Here is a 15,898-nt window from a genome sequence, read left to right as displayed (position 1 = left end):
GTACGGCTGTCGACCAACGTAACCCGCGATGKCCTTCGCTTCAGACCTCGGGTTGTGCGGTGTGATGGCGAGTGCGGGATCGTCGTGGCTTGTCGCGCGGTTCCCCGCGCCCCTGGGGGCGCTGCCCTAACGCGCCTTCTTGGCCGTCGCCCACTCGTGCTGCGCCGCCACGTCCCGCTTCACCTCTGCCAGCTGGATCGCCACCGCACTCGGTGCCGTACCCCCACGGCCGTTGCGGGACGCCAGCGCTCCCGGCACGTTGAGCACCGTCCGCACCTCCGGCGTCAGGTGGGCGCTGATCTTCGCGAACTGCTCGTCCGTCAGGCCGTCCAGTTCCTTGCCCTCGGCCTCGGCCACCTTGACGCACTCGCCGGCGACCTCGTGGGCCACCCGGAAGGGGACGCCCTGCTTGACCAGCCACTCGGCGATGTCGGTGGCGAGGGAGAAGCCGGCCGGGGCCAGTTCCTCCATGCGCTCGCGGTGGACGGTGAGGGTCGCCATCATGCCGGTGAAGGCGGGGAGCAGGACCTCCAGCTGGTCACAGGAGTCGAAGACCGGCTCCTTGTCCTCCTGGAGGTCGCGGTTGTAGGCGAGGGGGAGGGCCTTGAGGGTCGCCATGAGACCCGTCAGGTTGCCGATCAGGCGGCCGGACTTGCCGCGCGCCAGCTCGGCGATGTCCGGGTTCTTCTTCTGCGGCATGATCGACGAGCCCGTGGAGAACGCGTCGTGCAGGGTCACGAAGGAGAACTCCTTCGTGTTCCAGATGATGACCTCCTCGGCGATCCGGGAGAGGTTCACACCGATCATCGCGGTGATGAAGGCGAACTCGGCGACGAAGTCACGGGAGGCCGTGCCGTCGATCGAGTTGGCGGCCGAACCGTGCTCGAAGCCGAGGTCCTTCGCCACCGACTCCGGGTCCAGACCGAGGGAGGAACCCGCGAGGGCGCCCGAGCCGTACGGCGAAACGGCCGTCCGCTCGTCCCACTGGCGCAGCCGCTCGGCGTCCCGGGACAGGGACTGGACGTGCGCCAGGACGTGGTGGGCGAAGAGCACCGGCTGAGCGTGCTGGAGGTGGGTGCGGCCGGGCATGGCCACGTCCGGGTGAGCTTCCGCGAGGCCGACCAGCGCGTCCTGGAGGTCCGCGATCAGGCCGCCGATGACGCGGGCGTGGTCGCGCAGGTACATCCGGAAGAGGGTCGCGACCTGGTCGTTGCGGGACCGGCCGGCGCGCAGCTTGCCGCCCAGGTCCGGGCCGAGGCGCTCCAGCAGGCCCCGCTCCAGCGCGGTGTGGACGTCCTCGTCGGCGATCGTGCCCACGAAGTCGCCGGCGGCCACGTCCGCCTCCAGCCGGTCCAGCCCGGCGATCATGCGCTGCAACTCGTCCTCGGTGAGCAGCCCCGCCTTGTGCAGCACGCGCGCGTGGGCACGCGAACCGGCGATGTCGTAGGGCGCCAGCCGCCAGTCGAAGTGGACGGACGCGGACAGCTTGGCCAGGGCCTCGGCGGGACCGTCGGCGAAACGGCCGCCCCAGAGCCGTACGTCACCGCTGTTGCTGCTCACTCGCTGTGCTCCTCGGGAGGGTCCGGGTGTGGCACCGCCTCCTCGTGGCGTGAACGAGGAGGCGGTCGTCAGGCTAGTGCGCAGTCACCACGCTCACCATGCATTGACTTGCATGAGTATGCAGAGGTCTGCATGATTCGTCAATTCGGACGGCCGATGGTGGGAATTCGCGCCGCCCTTTGAACGCGAGAAACCGCTTTCCCGTACTTCTCGCCGAACGCAGGCGCCGCGTTCGTAAACGACGACACCTCGAACCCGAGTGAGGCATCCGCATGTCCAGGGCTCTTCCGAAGTACAACAAGCGTCGCGTCACGTTCATCGGCGGCGCCGCCGCGGTGGCGCTGTCCGGCACGGTGATCGCCGGGTTCGCCCTCGCCGGGGAGACGACCGCGTCCTCGAAGAGCGGCGGCACGAACGCCCGGACACTGGCCGGACCCGGCACGGTCTCGTGCCCCGACGTGAAGTCGAAGCTCCCGGCGGTCCCCGCGACCGCGAAGGCGGAGATCGACCGCAACCTCGCGCTGCTCAACACGCAGATCCAGGAGGCGAACAAGCGGCTGGTGGACACCGTGGGCCAAGGCGGGCCCAACTTCGTCCAGAACGCCATCCTCGGCCCCCTCAAGGACAAGCGGGTGGCGACGATCAACCGCATGGCGACGGCCATCGGCCGCACGGCCGCCAGACCGCAGGGCCTGGACTCGCTGGCGCCGTGCACCCTCAACGCGAACGGGAACGCGGCCGCCGCGACCCCGACGCAGCAGGCAGGCGGCAACACGGGGAACAGCGGAAATACCGGAAACGCGGGCAACACAGGCAATGCCAACGCCGCGGGCGCCATCTCCTGCCCCGACGTGAAGTCGAAGCTCCCAGCGGTCCCCGCGACCGCGAAGGCCGAGGTCGACCGCAACCTCGCCCTGCTCAACACCCAGATCCAGGAGGCGAACAACCGACTCGCGTCCTCGGTCGGCCAGGGCGGGCCCAACTTCGTCCAGAACGCCATCCTCGGCCCTCTGAAGGACAAGCGGGTGTCGACGATCGACCGCATCGCCATCTCCATCGGCCGTACGGCGGCCAAGCCGCAGGGACTCGCCTCCCTCGCCGCCTGCACGCTCACCAAGTGAGGTGACAGGCAGCCATGGCCGCCCCGTTGGCACGCCGGCCGGGGCGGCCATGGTGACGTCGAGGTGACGTCAAATGGACCCCGCAATTCCTTAGACAGGCGAACGATCCCCGTCCATACTCGGTGGACGTGGGAAAAACTCATGAACGCATAGACGGCAGGCTCCGCACCTTCATCGAAGAGCAGCCGCTCTTCTTCACCGCGACCGCGCCCCTGTCGGCCGACGGGACGGTCAACCTCTCCCCCAAGGGCCTCAAGGGCTCCTTCGCGATCCTCGACGAACTCACGCTGGCCTACCTCGACTTCGCCGGCTCCAACGCCGAGACCATCGCGCACCTGCGGGAGAACGGCCGCATCACCCTCATGTGGTGCGCCTTCCAGGGGCCGCCCAACATCGTGCGGGTGCACGGCCAGGGTGAGGCGGTCTTCCGCGACGACCCGCGGTTCAAGGAACTGCTCGGCCACTTCCCCGACATCGACCCGTCCCTGCACGGCCTGCGTGCGATCGTCGTCGTGCGGGCCGAGCACATCCGCGACTCCTGCGGCTACGCGGTCCCCCTGATGACGTACGACGAGGACCGCGACCTGCACGGCAAGCGGTTCGCCCGGGAGGACGACGACTCCCTCAGCGCGTACTTCGCCAAGAAGGAGTACATCGCGAGCAGCCTGGATGGCCTACCCGGGCTGCCGTTGCCGCTGCCCCCGTCTAGCGTCTGAGCCATGCGCCCCGGTGTCGTCGCCCTCGCGTCCGCCTCCCTCCTCGTGCTCGGCGCCGCGCCGGGCGAAGGACCGCCGCGGCCGCTGCCCGCGCGCATGGCCGACACCGGGGGCGGCACCCAGCTGATCACCGCCGTCGCGCACCGGGCCCGCTCGACGTCGGGGACGGTCACCTGGTGGGACCGTGTCGACGGCCGGTGGGTGAGGGCCGGATCCGCATCGGCCCGGTTCGGGGCGAAGGGCCTCGTCGAGGGCACCAGACGCAAGCAGAGCACGAACACCACGCCGACGGGGCTCTACGGGCTGCCGTACGCCTTCGGCATCAAGGCGGCCCCGCGCGGGACGGCGTACAAGTACCGGCGCGTGCACAAGGGCTCCTGGTGGTGCCAGGACAACGACTCCCGCGTCTACAACCGCTGGACCGAGCCGCGGGCGCGCGACTGCCGGGCCGCCGAGTCCGAGCACCTGATCTCGTACGGAGCGCTGTACGCGCACGCGCTGGTCATCGGCTTCAACTACGCGCGTCCGGTGAAGGGGCGCGGCGCCGGGATCTTCCTCCATGTGAAGGGGCGTGGGGCGACGGCCGGTTGTGTGTCGGTGCCCGCGGACGCCATGCGGCGCATCCTCAAGTGGGCCGAACCGCTACGGAGACCGCACATCGCGATCGGCACGGCGAACGGGCCGACAGCCATCACCCGGTACTGAGCGAATACCGCTGAACACACGGACCTCCCCGCACGTATCTCTGGGCCAAGGGACCACGCCCACGCACTCCCCTTGCTCCCGTCCCCGGAGGAACCGTGACCACCACGCTCGCGGGCGGCCGTGCCGCCCGACGCCAGACGATGCGCCGCATCCGCCCGCGCCGCTCCCCGGCCGTACCGTTGGTGATCGCCCTATGGGCGGGCGCGGCGGCGGTGCTGTGGCTGTGGTGGGACAACACGCCGTCCCTCGCGGACAACACCGCCAAGATCATCGCCGCGGGCCGGATCACCGGTCTGCTCGCGGGCTACCTGATGGCGCTCGTGGTGCTCCAGATGGCGCGGGTGCCCGCGCTGGAGCGGCGGGTGGGCTCGGACCGGACGGCGCGCTGGCACGCGATGAGCGGCCGGTACACGGTCTGCCTGGTCATCGCGCACGTCTTCCTCATCATGTGGGGGTACGCGCTCCAGGCCGGCAAGACGCTCGGCGACATCGTCCAGCAGACGATCGACTCGGTGAACACGCTGCCGGACATGGGCAAGGCGGCCATCGGCACCGGGCTGCTCTTCTTCATCGCGTTCATCTCGATCGGCGGCATCCGCCGCCGGATCCCGTACGACACCTGGTACCACGTGCACCTGCTGACGTACGCGGCCGTTTATCTGACGTTCTGGCACCAGATCACCACCGGCAACGAGTTCGCCGTCGAGCCCCTCGCCAAGACCTTCTGGTACGGGCTGTACGGGGCGGTGACCGCGGCGGTGGTCTGGTACCGGATCCTCACTCCGATCCGCCTCAATCTGCGGCACCGGATGTATGTCGAGGCGGTCATCGAGGAGACGCCGGGCATCGTGTCGGTGCTGATCGGCGGCCGCAAGCTGCATCGGATGGGCGCGGAGGCGGGGCAGTTCTTCCGCTGGCGCTTCAAGGCGCCGGGCATGCGGTTCAGCTCCCACCCGTACTCCCTGTCGGCGGCGCCCCGCCCCGACATGCTGCGCATCACGGTCAAGGCGATCGGCGACCACACGTCCCGGCTGCGCGACCTGAGGCCCGGCACCAAGGTGTGGGCCGAGGGTCCGTACGGCGCCCTGACCGCCCAGCGCCGCAGCCGAGGCAAGGTGCTGCTGGTCGCGGGCGGCGTCGGCATCACCCCGATGCGGGCCCTTTTCGAGACGCTGCCCGGCGCGTCCGGCGACATCACCCTGCTCTACCGGGCCAACAGCACCCAGGACCTGGCGCTGTGGGACGAGCTGTCCAAGATCGCCGACGAGCGCGGCGCCCGGCTGATGTACGCGGTCAACAGCCCCGACGGCGAGCGGCCCGACATCTCGGCGGAGCGGCTGCAGCAGAAGCTGCCCGACATCGACCAGCACGACGTCTTCATGTGCGGGCCGGCCGGCTTCGCACAGTCCGTCTACGAAGCACTGCGCGGCGCGGGTGTGCCCGCCCGCCGCATCCATCACGAGTCGTTCGAGATGTGAGCGACGGGACTTCAAGACTTCAGGAGCTGTAGAAGCCATGAGGAAGAGTCACCCCATCCGGCGGTTCGTGCTGGCCGGCGCGGCCACCGTGTCCGGGATCGTGCTGCTGCTGTCGCTGAAGCCGGCGTCCGACCCGGGTTCCGCGCAGGCGGCGGGCGTCGGCGCACCGCCGGCGGCCTCGGCCCAGGGCGGCGCCCAGGCGGCGTCCGGCACGGTCACCGGTGACGCGGCGCAGACCCAGTACGGCGCCGTGCAGGTGCGGCTGACCGTGGCCAACGGCAAGATCGCCAAGGCCGAGGCGGTCCAGGCACCCAAGGGCGGCCAGAGCGACCAGATCACCGCCAACGCCGTACCCAAGCTCAACCAGGCGGTGGTCGCCGCGCAGAGCGCGAACATCGACGCGGTCTCCGGGGCGACGTACACCAGCGCCGGCTACAAGAAGTCCGTCCAGTCGGCGATCGACAAGGCGAACGCGAGCGCCGGCTCCCAGGGCTCGGGCGGCTCCGCCCAGGCCGCCACCGTCACCGGCGACGCCGTCCAGACCCAGTACGGGGCGGTTCAGGTCCGTGTCACCGTCGCCGGCGGCAAGATCACCAAGGCCGAGACGATCCAGGCACCCAAGGGCGGCCGGAGCGACCAGGTCACCGCCAACGCCGTACCCAAGCTCAACCAGGCCGCCGTGGCCGCCGGAACCGCCGACATCGACGCCGTCTCCGGAGCCACCTACACCAGCGCCGGCTACAAGGAATCCCTCCAGTCGGCCCTGGACAAGGCGAAGGCGAGCGCCGGTTCGGCACAGGGCTCCGGCTCCCAGAGTTCGGGGGGCGGCGCCGCTCAGGCCCGCACGGTCACGGGCAGCGTCTCGCAGACCCAGTACGGGGCGGTTCAGGTCCGTGTCACCGTCGCCGGCGGCAAGATCACCAAGGCCGAGACGGTCCAGGCACCCAAGGGCGGCCGGAGCGACCAGGTCACCGCCGACGCCGTACCCAAGCTCAACCAGGCGGCCGTGGCGGCCGGCAGCGCCGACATCGACGCGGTGTCCGGGGCCACGTACACCAGCGCCGGCTACAAGGAGTCCCTCCAGTCGGCTCTGGACCAGGCCGGTGGCTGACACCGTGGCGGATCCGACAGAAGCGCCCGCAGCGGTACGTCATGCGGAGGAGGTCATGGGGACGGTCTTCTCCTTCGACGTCCGCGGCGGGGATTCCGGTGCCGTGCAGTCGGCGCTTCAGGAGGCGGTCGCCGGGCTGCACCGGGTCGACGAGGTGTTCAGCACCTACCGCGACGACAGCCAGATCTCCCGGCTGGCGCGCGGGCAGCTGACCATCGACGAGTGCGACCCCGAGGTCACCGAGATCCTCGACCTGGGCGCCGAGGCGGAGCGGCTCAGCGAGGGCTGGTTCAGCACGACGTACGAGGGCCGCTTCGACCCGACGGGCATCGTCAAGGGCTGGTCGGTCGAACGTGCGGCCCGCCGCATCGCGGACGTCCCCGGCGTGACCGGAGTCAGCGTCAACGGCGGCGGCGACGTCCAGCTCCTCGGCGTGCCCGGCCCTCAACTCCCCTGGCGCGTGGGCGTGTCCGACCCGCTGCGCCCGGGCGGCCTGGCCGCGGTGATCTCCGCGGCGGGGCTGGACGAACTGGCGGTGGCCACCTCCGGCACGGCGGAACGCGGCGCCCACATAGTCGACCCCAGCACGGGCCGCTCCGCGGTGACGGACCTGGTGGCGGTCACGGTGGTCGCCCCCCAGCTGACCTGGGCGGACTGCTGGGCAACAGCGGCCTTCGCGATGGGCTCGCGTCAGGGCCTGCGCTGGCTGGAGTCCCTGCCGGACGTGGAGGCCCTGCTGATCACGGCGGGCGACGAGGTGCGGTGCACGGGGGGACTGGCGGCGCGTCTGGGCTGAGGTGAGCGTGGGTACGTGCGCCCGCGCCGGCGGGGTGCCGCTTCTTTGGGTCGGGAGCCGCCCGAGCGGCACGACTGCCCGCAGCTCAGCGGGTTTCAGGGGCGCGGCGAATGCGCGAGCCACGAACCACCCGCAGCCGGCTCACAACCCCACCACCCCGCTCAGTGTCCGTTCTGAGCCAGCCTCAGCAAGTGATCGGCGAGAGCCTGCCCACCCGTCGGATTCCGGCTGATCAACAGCAACGTGTCGTCACCGGCGATCGTGCCGAGAATGTCGTGCAGCTCAGCCTGGTCGATGGCCGAGGCAAGGAACTGCGCAGCCCCCGGAGGGGTCCGCAGGACCACGAGGTTCGCAGAAGCCTCCGCAGAGATCAGCAACTCCTGCGACAACCGCCGCATCCGCTCTTCCTTCGCCGACTCCCCCAACGGCGCCCGAGGGGTCCGGAAACCCCCCTCGCTCGGCACCGCGTAGATCAGGTCACCGTCGTTGTTACGGATCTTCACCGCGTTCAGCTCGTCCAGATCCCTGGACAGCGTCGCCTGAGTGACACTCAGCCCGTCGTCGGCGAGCAGCTTCGCCAGCTGACTCTGCGACCGCACCGGCTGCCGGTTGAGGATGTCCACGATCCGGCGGTGACGCGCGGTGCGGGTCTGCGGCACGGAAACCCCGGCGGCTCCGTTGTGCTCGTGCTCCTGCGCCTGACTCATCGTCGTCTCATTCTCCGGATCATCCTTCCCCGTCGGCCGTGTCGGCCCCGTCCAGGATGCCGGGAAGGGCCTGAAGAAGCGCCTCCACTTGATCGTCCCCGAGGTTCAGCGGCGGCATGAGCCGTACGACATCGGGGGCGGGCGCGTTCACCAGGAATCCGGCGTCCTGAGCCACCTGCTGCACCTTGGCGGCGAGCGGCTCGGTGAGCACGATACCCAGGAGCAGGCCCGCACCCCGGACATAATCGATCAGCCGGTGATCGAGAGCCTCGATTCCGTCGCGCAACTTCTCGCTCTGCCGCTTGACGTTCTCCAGCAACCCGTCGTTCGCGATCGTGTCCAGTACGGCCAGCCCCGCGGCACACGCGACGGGGTTCCCCCCGAAGGTCGTCCCGTGCTGCCCGGGCTTGAGCAGCTCCGCCGCCCGCCCGAACGCGACCGTCGCGCCCAGCGGCAGCCCGCCGCCGAGCTGCTTGGCGAGGGTGACGACGTCCGGCAGGACGCCCTCGTGGGCCTGGTACGCGAACCAGTTCCCGGTCCGCCCGGTGCCGGTCTGCACCTCGTCCAGGACCAGCAGCGCCCCGGTGGCCGCGGTGATCGCCCGCGCCGCCTTGAGATAGCCGGCCGGCGGGACCACGACGCCGTTCTCGCCCTGGACCGGCTCGATGATCACCAGGGCCGTCTCCTCGGTCACCGCCGCGGCCAGCGCCTGCGCGTCGCCGTACGGCACGTGCGTGACGTCGCCCGGCAGCGGCAGGAACGGTTCCTGCTTGGCGGGCTGGCCGGTGAGCGCGAGGGCGCCCATCGTGCGGCCGTGGAAGCCGCCGTCGGTGGCGACCATGTGGGTGCGCCCGGTCAGCCGGCCGATCTTGAACGCGGTCTCGTTGGCCTCGGCGCCGGAGTTGCAGAAGAAGACCTTGCCGTCCCGGCCGAAGAGCTCCAGGAGCCGTTCGGCGAGGGCGACGGTCGGCTCGGCCATGAAGAAGTTGGAGATGTGACCGAGAGACGCGATCTGCTTGCTGACGGCCTCGACGATCGCGGGGTGGGCGTGCCCGAGCGCGTTGGTCGCGATGCCACCGACGAAGTCGAGGTACTGGCGGCCCTCCGCGTCCCAGACCTTGAGGCCCTCGCCGCGTACGAGAGGGAGCCGCGGGGTGCCGTAGTTGTTCATGAGCGAGCCCTGCCACCGCTCGGCGTACTCGGCGTTTGTCGCGGTCCCGGTCATTCGGCGTCCCCCTCAGGCGCGTCCGGCACGACCATCGTGCCGATTCCTTCGTCGGTGAAGATCTCCAGCAGGATGGAGTGCTGGACCCGGCCGTCGAGGACCCGGGCGGTGTTCACGCCGCCCCGCACGGCGTGCAGGCAGCCCTCCATCTTCGGCACCATGCCGGAGCTCAACTCCGGCAGCAGCTTCTCCAGTTGGGAAGCGGTGAGGCGGCTGATCACCTCGTCGGAGTTGGGCCAGTCCTCGTAGAGGCCCTCGACGTCCGTGAGGACCATGAGGGTTTCGGCGCCAAGAGCAGCAGCGAGTGCCGCAGCCGCCGTATCAGCATTGACGTTGTAGACATGGTGGTCGTCCTGGCTCCGGGCGATCGACGAGACGACCGGGATCCGGCCGTCGGCCAGCAGCGCCTCGATCGCGCCCGTGTCGATGTCGGTGATCTCGCCGACCCGGCCGATGTCGACGAGTTCACCGTCGATCTCGGGCTGGTGCCGGGTGGCGGTGATGGTGTGCGCGTCCTCGCCGGTCAGGCCGACGGCGAGCGGGCCGTGCTGGTTGAGCAGTCCGACCAGTTCCCGCTGGACCTGCCCGGCCAGCACCATCCGTACGACGTCCATGGCGTCCTCGGTGGTGACCCTGAGTCCGGCCTTGAACTCGCTGACGATGCCGTGCTTGTCGAGGGCGGCGCTGATCTGCGGGCCGCCGCCGTGCACGACGACCGGCTTGAGCCCGGCGTGATGCAGGAAGACGACGTCCTGGGCGAAGGCTGCCTTCAGTTCCTCGTCGATCATGGCGTTGCCGCCGAACTTGATGACGACGGTCTTGCCGTTGTGCCGGACGAGCCAGGGCAGCGCCTCGATGAGGATCTGGGCCTTGGGGAGCGCGGTGTGCTTGCGCGCGGGTGAGTTGCTCATGAGGAGTAGGCGCTGTTCTCGTGGACGTAGTCGGCGGTCAGGTCGTTGGTCCAGATGGTGGCGGTCTCGGAGCCCGCGGCGAGGTCGGCGACGATGTGCACCTCGCGGTAGCGCATGTCGACCTTGTCGCGGTCCTCGCCGACGCCGCCGTCCTTGCAGACCCAGACGCCGTTGATGGCGACGTTGAGCTGGTCCGGCTCGAAGGCGGCGGCCGTCGTGCCGATCGCGGACAGGACGCGGCCCCAGTTGGGGTCCTCGCCGTGGATGGCGCACTTGAGGAGGTTGTTGCGGGCGATGGAGCGGCCCACCTCGACGGCGTCGTCCTCGGTCGCGGCGTTGATGACCTCGACCTTGATGTCCTTGCTGGCGCCCTCGGCGTCCCGGATCAGCTGCTGACCGAGGTCGTCGCAGACGGCCCGCACTGCCTCGGCGAACTCGGCGTACTCCGGAGTGACGTCGGCCGCCCCGGAGGCGAGCAGCAGCACGGTGTCGTTGGTGGACATGCAGCCGTCGGAGTCGACGCGGTCGAAGGTCGTGCGCGTCGCCGCCCGGAGCGCCTTGTCCAGTACGTCGTTGTCGAGGGCGGCGTCGGTGGTGAGGACGACGAGCATGGTGGCGAGGCCGGGGGCGAGCATGCCGGCGCCCTTCGCCATCCCGCCGACGGTCCAGCCGTCCTTCGTCACGACGGACGTCTTGTGGACGGTGTCCGTGGTCTTGATGGCGATGGCGGCCTTCTCGCCGCCGTGCTCGGAGAGCTGGGCGGCGGCGGTCCCGACGCCCGGGAGCAGCTTGTCCATGGGCAGCAGCACACCGATCAGGCCGGTCGAGCAGACGGCGACCTCGATGGCGCCCCGCCCGAGCACCTCGGCGACCTTCTCGGCGGTGGCGTGGGTGTCCTGGAAGCCCTTCGGCCCCGTACAGGCGTTGGCGCCACCGGAGTTGAGGACGACGGCGGACACCGCGCCGCTCTTCAGCACCTGCTCGGACCACAGCACCGGCGCTGCCTTCACACGGTTGGAGGTGAAGACACCGGCGGCGGCACGGCGGGGCCCGTTGTTGACCACGAGGGCCAGGTCCGGGTTGCCGTTCTCCTTGATCCCGGCGGCGATGCCCGCCGCCGTGAATCCCTTGGCTGCCGTGACACTCACGGTGCGACTCCGATCGTGGAAAGCCCGGTGTTCTCGTGAAACCCGAGGGCGATGTTCATGCTCTGGACGGCGCCGCCGGCCGTTCCCTTGGTCAGGTTGTCGATGGCGCTGATCGCGATGATGCGGTTCGCGGCGGCGTCGAATGCGACCTGCACCTGAACTGCGTTCGAACCGTAGACGGACGCCGTGGCGGGCCACTGCCCCTCCGGGAGGAGGTGGACGAAGGGCTCGTCGGCGAAGGCCTTGTCGTAGGCGGCGCGGACGGAGTCCGCCGTGACACCGGGGCGCGCGCTCGCGGTGCACGTGGCGAGGATGCCGCGCGGCATCGGCGCGAGGGTCGGCGTGAAGGAGACGGAGACCCGCTCCCCCGCGGCCGCGCTGAGGTTCTGGATCATCTCGGGCGTGTGCCGGTGGCCGCCGCCGACGCCGTACGGCGTCATGGAGCCCATGACCTCGCTGCCCAGCAGATGCGGCTTGGGCGCCTTGCCCGCGCCGGACGTGCCGGAGGCGGCGACGATCACGGCCTCGGGCTCGGCGAGGCCGGCGGCGTAGGCCGGGAAGAGGGCGAGCGAGACGGCGGTCGGGTAACAGCCGGGTACCGCGATGCGCTTGGACCCCTCCAGCGCGGCGCGGCCACCCGGCAGCTCGGGAAGGCCGTACGGCCAGGTGCCGGCGTGCGGGGAGCCGTAGAACGTCTCCCAGTCGCCCGCGTCCTTCAGCCGGAAGTCGGCGCCCATGTCGACGACCAGCACATCCGGGCCGAGCTGCTCGGCGACGGCGGCGGACTGTCCGTGCGGCAGGGCGAGGAAGACGACGTCGTGCCCGGCGAGGACCTCGGGGGTCGTCTCCTGGAGCACGCGGTCGGCGAGGGGCAGCAGGTGCGGCTGGAGCGCACCGAGCCGCTGCCCGGCGTTCGAGTTGGCGGTCAGGGCTCCTGTCTCGACCTCGGGGTGGGCCAGGAGCAGACGCAACAGTTCCCCGCCCGCATATCCGCTCGCTCCGGCCACTGCCGCACGTACCGCCATGGAATCCTCCTCTTAGACGGCATGACTATACGTATCGCCGCAGGTTTATGCAATCACGCTTCACCGTGACCCGCGCCCGGAGCGGGCCGAGAAAAACCAGCTTTGTCCTGGACATGCCCCTGAGCTAGTGTCCCCGGGCGAACATCAGGGGATCACGGCAGGTGGGGGACATGGCCGAAGACGTCGGCGCGCCCGTGAAGGGCCCGAACGCATGGAGACAGGCCTTCGCGGCGGTGGCGCTGTTCGCCGCGATCGGTGGCGCTCTGTGGGTTTCCGAGGCGAGGCCCGGGAACAGTGGCCCACCCCCCGCCACCTGCTCCGACGAGGAACCCGGAAAGCCGACCGGACGGGTGACCGGGGCGCAGCTGTGCGAGGCACTGCACCGTAAGGACCTCGCCGAGCTGCTGGGCACACCGGCGGAGAGCGCGAAGACCGTCCAGAGCAACGACGGCTCCGTCGGACTGGAGGGCGGCAAGGACATCCCGATGCCCACCGCCGAGATCGAGTTCGACACCTACACCGTGACGCTCTCGGCCACCTACGACGACCTTCCCGTGGCCGGGGCCCATGAGCTGCTCGGAGAGCCGAAGCAGCGCACGGTTCTGGGCCGTCCGGCGGTCCTGTACTCGGACCGCACGATCAGAATCAGCTTCCGTCTCGACGGGGGCGACACCGACAGCGGTCCGGGGGTCCCGCTCCGCTCCCTGATGGTGGCGCAGGACGCGAAGGACGGCGGCGGGTCCTTCGACGTGACCCTGTGGCGCTCGGACGGCATGGTGCCGGACGACGCCGTACTGCTGCGGGTCGCCGAGAAGATCCTGCCGACGGTCCCGGGGTGGGCCGCCGGCAGCTGATGCGTGCCGGATGGGCGCTGTCCGCGGACAGCGCCCATCCGGATGCCGTCACCTCTGCTTGATCCGCAGGAAGGTCACGGAGTTCGCGGGGAAGGTGTACGTGAACTTGGCGGCGACCCCGGAGACGGTCGACGTCGTCGGGGTGACCGGCGCGTCCGTCTCTGTGTTCACCGCGTCCTGGTCGGCGGCCAGGGTGGTGACCCTGGCCGTGCCGGCGACCTTGGCGCCGCCCAGGTCGATGGCGGTGCGGGCCTCGGCCGGCTGGGCGTTGACGACCTTGACGATCAGGTCACCGGTGCGGGCGTCCGAGGTGGCGACCTGGCGGAACGGCTCGGCCGGCTTGTCGTCGGTGAAGCCGCCCCATTCCTGACCGTCGAGGTACAGGGTGACCTGGCGGCCGCGCACCTTGATGTCGATGTCATAGGCGCGGCCCGTCTCGATCGACCCGGCCTTCGTCATCAGCGTGCCCTTGCCGCCGTCCACGGCCTGCTCGATCGCGGACTGGGTGTTGTTCCAGCCGCCCAGGTTCCACCAGTAGTAGTTGCCGGTGTCCTTGACACCGAAGGCGACGAGGAAGCCCTCCTTGCCGGACTTCTTGGTGGCCTTCACATGCAGGTCGTAGTCGTGCCAGGTCGGGTCGCCGGCCGAGACCATCGTGTTCTCGGCAGCGGCGTCCGTCTGCACGTACTGCCCGTCCGTGACGCTCCAGCTGCCGCCGCCCGTGTGCGTCCACTTCGAGGCGTCACCGGAGAAGTCGTCGCTCAGCAGCGTCGAGCCGTCCGCCGCCGTGACCGACACGTCGTCGTACGCGGCACTGGTCGCCCACGTCGACAGACCGACGGCGCCGGCGATCGGGCCGCTGACGTCCGGCGTGGTCGTCGCCTTCGAGGGGACCACCCGGTCGCCCACGTTGTTCATGAACAGCTTCTGGACCTCGTAGTTCGTGGAGTTCCAGGAGGCGCGGTTGTTGAACCACACCAGGTCCGGCCGCCACTGGACATAGTCCTCGTTGGCGAGCAGCGGGGCGTACGAGGCGAGCTTGACGACGTCCGCGTTGCGCTCCAGGCCGGTCATGAACGCGGCTTCGGAGAGGCCGTTCTTCCAGGCGTTGCCCTGGGAGGCGTACTCGCCGAGGAAGACCTTCGGGCCGTTCCTGTCGTAGGAGTCGTAGCGGTCGTTGTTCTGGAGGAACCAGTTGGGGCTGTTGTAGTAGTGCTCGTCGACCATCGCGACGTTCGCCTCGCGGTTCAGCTTCCAGGCGGTGTCGAAGGTCGTGCCGCTGTCGTCCGGGCCGGAGTTGGAGATGACCGTGATGTCGGGGTACTTGGCCTCGATCGCGGCGCGGAACTGCTGGAAGCGGGAGAAGAACTCGTGGGGCAGGTTCTCCTCGTTGCCGACCTCCAGGTGAGTGAGGCGGAAGGGCTTGGGGTGGCCCATCCGGGCACGGACCTTGCCCCACTTCGAGGTCGCCGGCCCGTTGGCGAACTCGATGAGGTCGAGGGTGTCCTGGATGTGCCGCCTTACCAGCGCCTCGTCGTCGACGGCCTTGTTCTGGCCGCAGCCGGTCACCAGGGCCGGGACGACGGGCAGCGGCATGGCGCCGATGTCCTCGGAGAAGCGGAAGTACTCGAAGTAGCCGAGGCCGTAACTCTGGTTGTAGCCCCAGAAGTTGGAATTCGTCGCGCGCTGCTCGACCGGGCCGACGGTGTCCTTCCACTGGTAGGAGCGCTTGCGCTGCCAGCCGGAGGCCTCGCTGTAGTCCTCCATGGAGCCGGTGTTGACCAGGCAGCCGCCGGGGAAGCGCACGAAGCCCGGGTGCAGGGCGGCGATCTTCTCGGCGAGGTCCTTGCGCAGGCCGTTCGGCTGGTTCCGGTAGGTGTCGCGCGGGAACAGCGACACCATGTCGAGGGCGGCCGCGTCGGTGGCGGCGACGGCGAGGCGACCGCGGTTGCTGGTGCGGGTCGCGGTGAACGTCGCCCTGTACTGGGCCCAGTCGCCCTTCACGGCCACCTGGCGGGCGGTGCCCAGCGCACCGGCGGCGTCCTTGAGGGCGACGCTCAACGTGGTGCCGCTCCCGGCGCGGGCCCACGCCGAGAAGTCGTACTTCTTGCCCTGCTCGACGCGGATGCCCGTGTTGTAGCCGGCGTTCGTGACGGATGAACCGGCGCCCAGGGAGAGGTAGTTGCGGTTGCGCTCGTTCAGGCGGCCGGCGTCGTTCACGACCTGGCCCGTGCCGACGACCGTCCAGGAGGTGAGGGGCGTGTACGACCGGTTGTCGTCCGTGGAGTACTCGAAGGACCGGTTCTGCACGAGCTCGGCGTACAGACCACCGTCCGCGGCCCGGTTGATGTCCTCGAAGAAGACGCCGTACATCGTGTCGTCGATCTTCGCGCCCTGGGCGGTGGGGTCGACGGTGATCGAGTAGTCGGTGACGTCCTCGGCGTGAGCGTTGACGGTGGGGATGAGGCCGGCCGCCACCAACAGGGCGGTGGCGGCCGTGCCGTATCTCCAGCGGGTGCGTGACATGGATACTCCGCGGCT

The 15,898-nt window shown here is 70.0% G+C and carries 14 protein-coding genes; 7 read left to right on the top strand and 7 right to left on the bottom strand.

Features of this window, described 5'->3' with window-relative positions; all coding sequences use genetic code 11:
- Positions 1 to 126: 126 nt before the first annotated feature.
- The gene (gene argH / locus EAO75_RS23950; protein WP_147997100.1) at positions 127 to 1,560 is read right to left on the bottom strand and encodes an argininosuccinate lyase; all 1,434 of its coding nucleotides are present in this window, start codon (positions 1,558 to 1,560) and stop codon (positions 127 to 129) included.
- A 272-nt stretch (positions 1,561 to 1,832) separates the two neighbouring features.
- Here argH and EAO75_RS23945 point away from each other — a divergent pair, with 272 nt between their 5' ends.
- The 6 genes from EAO75_RS23945 to EAO75_RS23920 all read left to right on the top strand — a co-directional run bounded on the left by EAO75_RS23945 (position 1,833) and on the right by EAO75_RS23920 (position 7,487).
- Positions 1,833 to 2,681, top strand: coding sequence for a hypothetical protein (locus EAO75_RS23945; protein ID WP_147997099.1), 849 nt, complete (start codon positions 1,833 to 1,835; stop codon positions 2,679 to 2,681).
- Positions 2,682 to 2,809: 128 nt separating this feature from the next.
- Entirely contained in the window at positions 2,810 to 3,397 is a 588-nt protein-coding gene (locus EAO75_RS23940; protein WP_147997098.1) for a pyridoxamine 5'-phosphate oxidase family protein, read from the top strand.
- A 3-nt stretch (positions 3,398 to 3,400) separates the two neighbouring features.
- Entirely contained in the window at positions 3,401 to 4,102 is a 702-nt protein-coding gene (locus tag EAO75_RS23935) for a L,D-transpeptidase (protein WP_147997097.1), read from the top strand.
- A gap of 95 nt (positions 4,103 to 4,197) precedes the next feature.
- Complete coding sequence (locus tag EAO75_RS23930) at positions 4,198 to 5,580, top strand: ferric reductase-like transmembrane domain-containing protein (protein WP_187284560.1); 1,383 nt, start codon at positions 4,198 to 4,200, stop codon at positions 5,578 to 5,580.
- 37 nt (positions 5,581 to 5,617) lie between these two features.
- Positions 5,618 to 6,691, top strand: a complete 1,074-nt coding sequence (locus EAO75_RS23925; RefSeq protein ID WP_147997096.1) for an FMN-binding protein — start codon at positions 5,618 to 5,620, stop codon at positions 6,689 to 6,691.
- Entirely contained in the window at positions 6,684 to 7,487 is an 804-nt protein-coding gene (locus tag EAO75_RS23920; protein ID WP_261989391.1) for an FAD:protein FMN transferase, read from the top strand. The genes EAO75_RS23925 and EAO75_RS23920 overlap by 8 nt, the downstream gene beginning before the upstream one ends.
- A 161-nt stretch (positions 7,488 to 7,648) precedes the next feature.
- On the opposite strand, the gene EAO75_RS23915 is transcribed toward EAO75_RS23920, so the two are convergent.
- Genes EAO75_RS23915 through argC form a run of 5 tightly spaced genes read right to left on the bottom strand, consistent with a single transcriptional unit; the run spans position 7,649 to position 12,503 of the window.
- Positions 7,649 to 8,194, bottom strand: a complete 546-nt coding sequence (locus tag EAO75_RS23915) for an arginine repressor (RefSeq protein WP_147997095.1) — start codon at positions 8,192 to 8,194, stop codon at positions 7,649 to 7,651.
- A 19-nt stretch (positions 8,195 to 8,213) separates the two neighbouring features.
- Complete coding sequence (locus tag EAO75_RS23910; RefSeq protein WP_147997094.1) at positions 8,214 to 9,419, bottom strand: acetylornithine transaminase; 1,206 nt, start codon at positions 9,417 to 9,419, stop codon at positions 8,214 to 8,216.
- Positions 9,416 to 10,330: an acetylglutamate kinase gene (argB, locus tag EAO75_RS23905; protein WP_147997093.1), complete on the bottom strand. Its 915-nt coding sequence runs from the start codon at positions 10,328 to 10,330 to the stop codon at positions 9,416 to 9,418. The genes EAO75_RS23910 and argB overlap by 4 nt, the downstream gene beginning before the upstream one ends.
- Positions 10,327 to 11,478, bottom strand: a complete 1,152-nt coding sequence (gene argJ / locus EAO75_RS23900; protein ID WP_147997092.1) for a bifunctional glutamate N-acetyltransferase/amino-acid acetyltransferase ArgJ — start codon at positions 11,476 to 11,478, stop codon at positions 10,327 to 10,329. The genes argB and argJ overlap by 4 nt, the downstream gene beginning before the upstream one ends.
- Positions 11,475 to 12,503 (bottom strand): N-acetyl-gamma-glutamyl-phosphate reductase, encoded by a 1,029-nt coding sequence (gene argC / locus EAO75_RS23895; protein ID WP_147997091.1) that lies wholly within the window; start codon positions 12,501 to 12,503, stop codon positions 11,475 to 11,477. Before argC ends, argJ begins: the two co-directional genes overlap by 4 nt.
- Positions 12,504 to 12,673: 170 nt before the next feature.
- Between argC and EAO75_RS23890 the strand changes: the two genes are divergently transcribed.
- Positions 12,674 to 13,357: a DUF6215 domain-containing protein gene (locus EAO75_RS23890; RefSeq protein WP_147997090.1), complete on the top strand. Its 684-nt coding sequence runs from the start codon at positions 12,674 to 12,676 to the stop codon at positions 13,355 to 13,357.
- Positions 13,358 to 13,405: 48 nt separating this feature from the next.
- Here EAO75_RS23890 and EAO75_RS23885 read toward each other — a convergent pair whose 3' ends face one another.
- Positions 13,406 to 15,883: an alpha-L-arabinofuranosidase C-terminal domain-containing protein gene (locus EAO75_RS23885; RefSeq protein ID WP_147997089.1), complete on the bottom strand. Its 2,478-nt coding sequence runs from the start codon at positions 15,881 to 15,883 to the stop codon at positions 13,406 to 13,408.
- Between the last annotated feature and the right edge of the window lie 15 nt (positions 15,884 to 15,898).

The sequence above is a fragment of the Streptomyces sp. UW30 genome (assembly GCF_008042075.1).
GTDB lineage: Bacteria > Actinomycetota > Actinomycetes > Streptomycetales > Streptomycetaceae > Streptomyces.
The sequence above is the reverse complement of the archived record's forward strand: the minus strand, read 5'-3'. Positions and strand labels throughout refer to the sequence as shown.